Source organism: Bilophila sp. 4_1_30 (assembly GCF_000224655.1).
In the GTDB taxonomy this organism is placed as follows: Bacteria; Desulfobacterota; Desulfovibrionia; order Desulfovibrionales; family Desulfovibrionaceae; genus Bilophila; species Bilophila wadsworthia.
In genome coordinates this window covers 90,057-94,573 of record NZ_JH114236.1, presented here as the reverse complement: position 1 = coordinate 94,573, position 4,517 = coordinate 90,057, and the positions used below count along the sequence as shown (strand labels likewise).

At 62.0% G+C, this 4,517-nt stretch carries 5 protein-coding genes; all 5 read right to left on the bottom strand.

Annotation, left to right across the window (positions count from 1 at the left end; genetic code table 11):
- Positions 1 to 139 precede the first annotated feature (139 nt).
- Positions 140 to 1,378: a serine hydroxymethyltransferase gene (gene glyA, locus HMPREF0178_RS18895; RefSeq protein ID WP_009369160.1), complete on the bottom strand. Its 1,239-nt coding sequence runs from the start codon at positions 1,376 to 1,378 to the stop codon at positions 140 to 142.
- Positions 1,379 to 1,434: 56 nt separating this feature from the next.
- Positions 1,435 to 2,685, bottom strand: a complete 1,251-nt coding sequence (gene fabF, locus HMPREF0178_RS18890) for a beta-ketoacyl-ACP synthase II (RefSeq protein WP_005025798.1) — start codon at positions 2,683 to 2,685, stop codon at positions 1,435 to 1,437.
- Positions 2,686 to 2,839: 154 nt separating this feature from the next.
- Positions 2,840 to 3,073 (bottom strand): acyl carrier protein, encoded by a 234-nt coding sequence (acpP, locus tag HMPREF0178_RS18885; protein ID WP_005025799.1) that lies wholly within the window; start codon positions 3,071 to 3,073, stop codon positions 2,840 to 2,842.
- A 120-nt stretch (positions 3,074 to 3,193) separates the two neighbouring features.
- Positions 3,194 to 3,937, bottom strand: a complete 744-nt coding sequence (fabG, locus tag HMPREF0178_RS18880; RefSeq protein WP_005025804.1) for a 3-oxoacyl-[acyl-carrier-protein] reductase — start codon at positions 3,935 to 3,937, stop codon at positions 3,194 to 3,196.
- An 82-nt stretch (positions 3,938 to 4,019) separates the two neighbouring features.
- A partial coding sequence (locus HMPREF0178_RS18875) for a 3-oxoacyl-[acyl-carrier-protein] synthase III C-terminal domain-containing protein (RefSeq protein WP_009369159.1) occupies positions 4,020 to 4,517 on the bottom strand: 498 nt, incomplete at its 5' end.

The following is a 4,517-nucleotide window of genomic DNA, read 5'->3' as shown; positions in this document are numbered from 1 at the left end:
GAGCTTTTAAGAAGCAAGCAAGAGCTTGTACTACCTTCGGAAACGGCGCGTATCCGTTACCGAGGGGGCCGGGGGGAATCATTCCCCCCGGGCAGGTCCGGGCGGCAGCCCGGCGGGTGCAGGGCAGGGCCCTGCAAGTCTACCAGGCGAACAGCGGGAACTGGCGCGCAAACACGGCCACTTCCTTGCTGATCTCAGCGAGACGGGTTTCGTTGCCGGCGTTGGCGATGGCGGCGTCGATCCAGCCCGCCACCTTGACCATGTCCTGCTCGCGGAAACCGCGGGTCGTGAGCGCGGGCGTTCCGATGCGGATGCCGGAGGTCACGAACGGGGAACGGGTTTCGAAAGGCACGGTGTTCTTGTTCACGGTGATGCCGGCGGCGTCGAGGGCGTGCTCGGCGTCCTTGCCGGTGATGTCCTTGCTGGTCAGGTCGACGAGCAGCAGATGGTTGTCCGTGCCGCCGGAGACGAGATTGAACTTGGCGTTCTTGAGCTCTTCGCCCAGTGTCACGGTGTTCCTGAGCACCTGCGCCTGATAGTCCTTGAAGCGGGGACGCAGGGCTTCGCCGAAGGCCACTGCCTTGGCAGCGACGATGTGCATGAGCGGGCCGCCCTGAATGCCGGGGAAGATCTGGCTGTTGAGCGTCTTGCCGAAGGATTCGTCGGACAGAATCATGCCGCCGCGAGGACCGCGCAGGGTCTTGTGGGTCGTGGTCGTGGTGACGTGGGCGTGTCCGATAGGCGTGGGATGGAGCCCGGCGGCCACGAGGCCGGCGATGTGGGCCATGTCCACGAACAGTTTGGCGTCCACTTCGTCGGCGATGGCGCGGAACTTGGCGAAGTCGATGGTACGGGGATAGGCGCTGGCGCCCGCCACGATGACCGTGGGACGGTGCTCATGGGCGAGGCGGCGCACTTCTTCATAGTCGATGAGGCAGGTGTCCTTGTCCACGCCGTAGGAAACCACATTGAACAGGCGGCCGGAGAAGTTCACCGGGCTGCCGTGCGTCAGGTGACCGCCGTGGGACAGGTTCATGCCCAGAATGGTATCACCGGGTTTGGCCAGCGCGAAATAAGAAGCCATGTTCGCCTGGCTGCCGGAGTGGGGCTGCACGTTGACGTAGTCGCAGCCGAACAGCTGTTTGGCGCGCTCGATGGCAAGGTTTTCGGCGATATCCACGAATTCGCAGCCGCCGTAGTACCGCTTGCCCGGGTAACCCTCGGCGTACTTATGCGTGAAGACGCTTCCCTGCGCTTCCCGAACGGCGGAAGAGACGAAGTTTTCGGAGGCGATGAGCTCCAATTTGCTCATCTGCCGATCGCTTTCCAGCAGGAAAGCGCGTGCCAGTTCGGGATCTTCAAGAAGAATATGGTCCATTGGACGCTCCGATGAGAGTTTAGAGATGCAACCGCGTGGTTCCCCTGAAAGGGGAGTTACGCCGTGAATTTCTTGAACAGGATGCTGCCGTTCGTACCGCCGAAACCGAAGGAGTTCGAGAGCGCGTACTGCGGATCAAGCTTCTTGGCACCGTCGGTCATGCAGTTGAGGTCGCATTCCGGATCGGGCGTCTCATAGTTGATCGTGCCGGGAACATAGCCGGTATGCAGGGCAAGCACGGAGAACACGGCCTCCACGCCGCCGGCGGCCCCAAGCAGGTGGCCGGTCTGGGACTTGGTCGCGGAGATGGCAATCTGGTAGGCGCGTTCGCCGAAGACCTGCTTGACGGCGCCGGTCTCGCAGATGTCGCCGAGATGGGTCGAGGTGGCGTGCGCGTTGATGTGGTCCACCACGTCGGGGCTGACGCCCGCGTCGGCGATGGCGCGTTGCATGGCGGCGATCATGCCTTCACCGTCGTCGCGGGGAGCTGTCATGTGGAAGGCGTCATCGGACGAGCCCGCGCCTATGATTTCGGCGTAGATGGTCGCGCCGCGCGCCTGAGCGTGCTCGAGGCTTTCCAGCATGAGCAGGCCCGCGCCTTCACCCATGACAAAGCCGTCGCGGTCCTTGTCAAAGGGGCGGGAAGCCTTTTCGGGATCGTCGTTGTGCGCCGTGGAGAGCGCCTTCAGCGCGGTAAAGCCGGAAATGCCCATGGGCGTGACGGTCGCTTCCACGCCGCCGGAGATGCAGGCGTCGCAACGGCCCATGACGATCTCGGTATAGGCCGCGCCGATGGCGTGCGTGCCCGAAGCGCAGGCGCTGGTGAGCACCATGTTCGCGCCCTTGGCACCCGTGGCGATGGCAAGCTGGCCCGGGGCCATGTTGGAGATCAGCATGGGGATCATGAAGGGGGAAACCTTGCCCGGCCCGGCCTCGACGAGGCGGGAGTGGAACACTTCGATGGTGTGCAGGCCGCCGAGCCCCACGCCGAGGATGACGCTGACCCGACCGGCGTTGTCGTCATTGATGACGAGGCCGGAATGCTCCACCAGCATGTTGCCCGCGGCGACGGCGAACTGGACGAAGCGGTCCATACGGCGAGCCTGTTTGGCGGGAACGCCGTAGGCTTCAGGATCGAACCCTTTGACTTCGCCGGCAATGCGGGAATCAAAGCCGGAGGCGTCAAAGAGGGTGATGGGCCCGATGCCCGACTTCCCCGCAAGAAGATTATCCCAGGTTTCGGTGACGTTGCCGCCGAGCGGCGTCAGCGCAGAGAGACCGGTTACAACAACGCGTTTGCGGCTCATAATTCCCTCATGAAGCAAAAAGTGGTCGAGCGCCTTATGATTTGAATCACAAGACGCCCGGTAGAATACTCTGGCGCAACAGGAACGGAAGGAACAACGCCCGCGCGGGCCGCCGTCTCCGCTCTCGTTTCCCGTGCTTCGAACAAAACGAGGCTTAGTTCGTGTGGTTCTGCACGTAGGAGATGGCGTCCTTGACCTTCAGGATCTTCTGGGCGTCGTCGTCGGCGATTTCCACGTCAAAGGCTTCTTCCATGGCCATGATGAGTTCGGTGAGGTCGAGGGAGTCGGCACCGAGGTCTTCAACGAAAGAGGCTTCGGGCTTCACTTCTTCGGCGGTCACGCCAAGCTGTTCCATGATGATCTTTTTGACCTGTTCTTCAACGGACATGGGGGAATCCTCCCGGTTTTGTTCTTTTTGTGTTGCAGTGGGGCATAATGCCCCGTTCCTTGTGTCGACGCTTCCGCGAAACGGAATCCGCCGGTTCGCGCCGCAAACGCGGCGCGGCGATTAACAGTACATTCCGCCGTTGACGGCGATAACCTGTCCTGTAATGTATCCGGCTCCCGGCGAAGCCAGAAAAGCTACGGCATCAGCGATGTCCTGAGGCGTTCCCAGACGTTTCAAGGGGATGGCATCAATATAGGCGGCGCGGACGTCATCGGGCAGGCTGGCGGTCATATCGGTTTCCACGAAACCGGGGGCGACCGCGTTGACGGTGACGTTACGACCGGCCAGCTCCTTGGCCGCGGACTTGGTCAGGCCGATGAGGCCCGCCTTGGCGGAAGCGTAATTGATCTGCCCTGCATTGCCCATCTGTCCGACCACGGAGCTGATATTGATGATCCGCCCGTGACGCTGGCGGGTCATGATCTTGGCGGCCTCGCGGACACAGACGAATGCGCCGCGCAGGTTGGTCTGGATGACGCGGTCAAAATCTTCGTCTTTCATGCGCAGCATCAGGCCATCTTTGGTGATGCCCGCGTTGTTGACCAGCACGTCCAACTCGACCTGATCCTTGATACGCTCTTTGAAGAACGCCGCGACCGCTTCGGCGTCGGCGACGTCAAGGCGAAAGGCACAGGCTTTTCCGCCCGCCGCCACAATGTTCCGGGCCACGGCTTCAGCTTCATCAGCCTTGCTGACATAGGTGAGATACACCTGATATCCGGCCTTCGCCAGCGTCTCCGCAATAGCCTTGCCGATACCTCTGGAGCCGCCGGTCACGAGGGCGGTGGAAAGTTGTTCGCTCATGTCTCTCACCTTGATGCTGTATTCAGCTGTTTGTAGCTCAAAAGAAATCAGAATTCAACACGGATGCCGGCCGGAAAAGCGGCTAGAACTCCAGCAATGCGGCTCCCCACGTGAAGCCTCCGCCGAAGGCGCTCAACAAGACGCGAGACCCCGGGCGGATGCGGCCCTGCGCGCAGGCGTCGCCGATACCCAGCGGAATGGATGCCGCCGACGTGTTGCCGTATTCATCAAGGTTGACGAATATTTTTTCGCTTCCAAGCTTGAGGCGGTCTCCCACGGCTTCGATGATGCGGAGGTTTGCCTGATGCGGAATGAACAGGTCGATGTCTTCGAGCGTCAGACCGTTGTCCTCCAGCAGTTCGGAGCAGACGGCGGAAAGGCTGCGCACAGCCTGCTTGAAGACTTCACGCCCCTGCATCTGGAGGTAAAAATCGTCCTGAACCGGATCGCCGGGCTTGTAGTTGCGGTTCGTCCCGCCGCCGACGGTAAGCAGGGGATATTGCCGCCCGTCCGCACCGCACCGGACATCCCGGAGGCGGGGGGCCGAGGGCAGGCACCGCTTGGGCGTCCCGGCGTCGCC

What these genes read in the sequence shown, in the direction of transcription:
- glyA (WP_009369160.1), bottom strand. Translation starts at nt 1,378, where the DNA reads ATGGACCATATTCTTCTTGAAGATCCCGAACTGGCACGCGCTTTCCTG.
- fabF (WP_005025798.1), bottom strand. Translation starts at nt 2,685, where the DNA reads ATGAGCCGCAAACGCGTTGTTGTAACCGGTCTCTCTGCGCTGACGCCG.
- acpP (WP_005025799.1), bottom strand. Translation starts at nt 3,073, where the DNA reads ATGTCCGTTGAAGAACAGGTCAAAAAGATCATCATGGAACAGCTTGGC.
- fabG (WP_005025804.1), bottom strand. Translation starts at nt 3,937, where the DNA reads ATGAGCGAACAACTTTCCACCGCCCTCGTGACCGGCGGCTCCAGAGGT.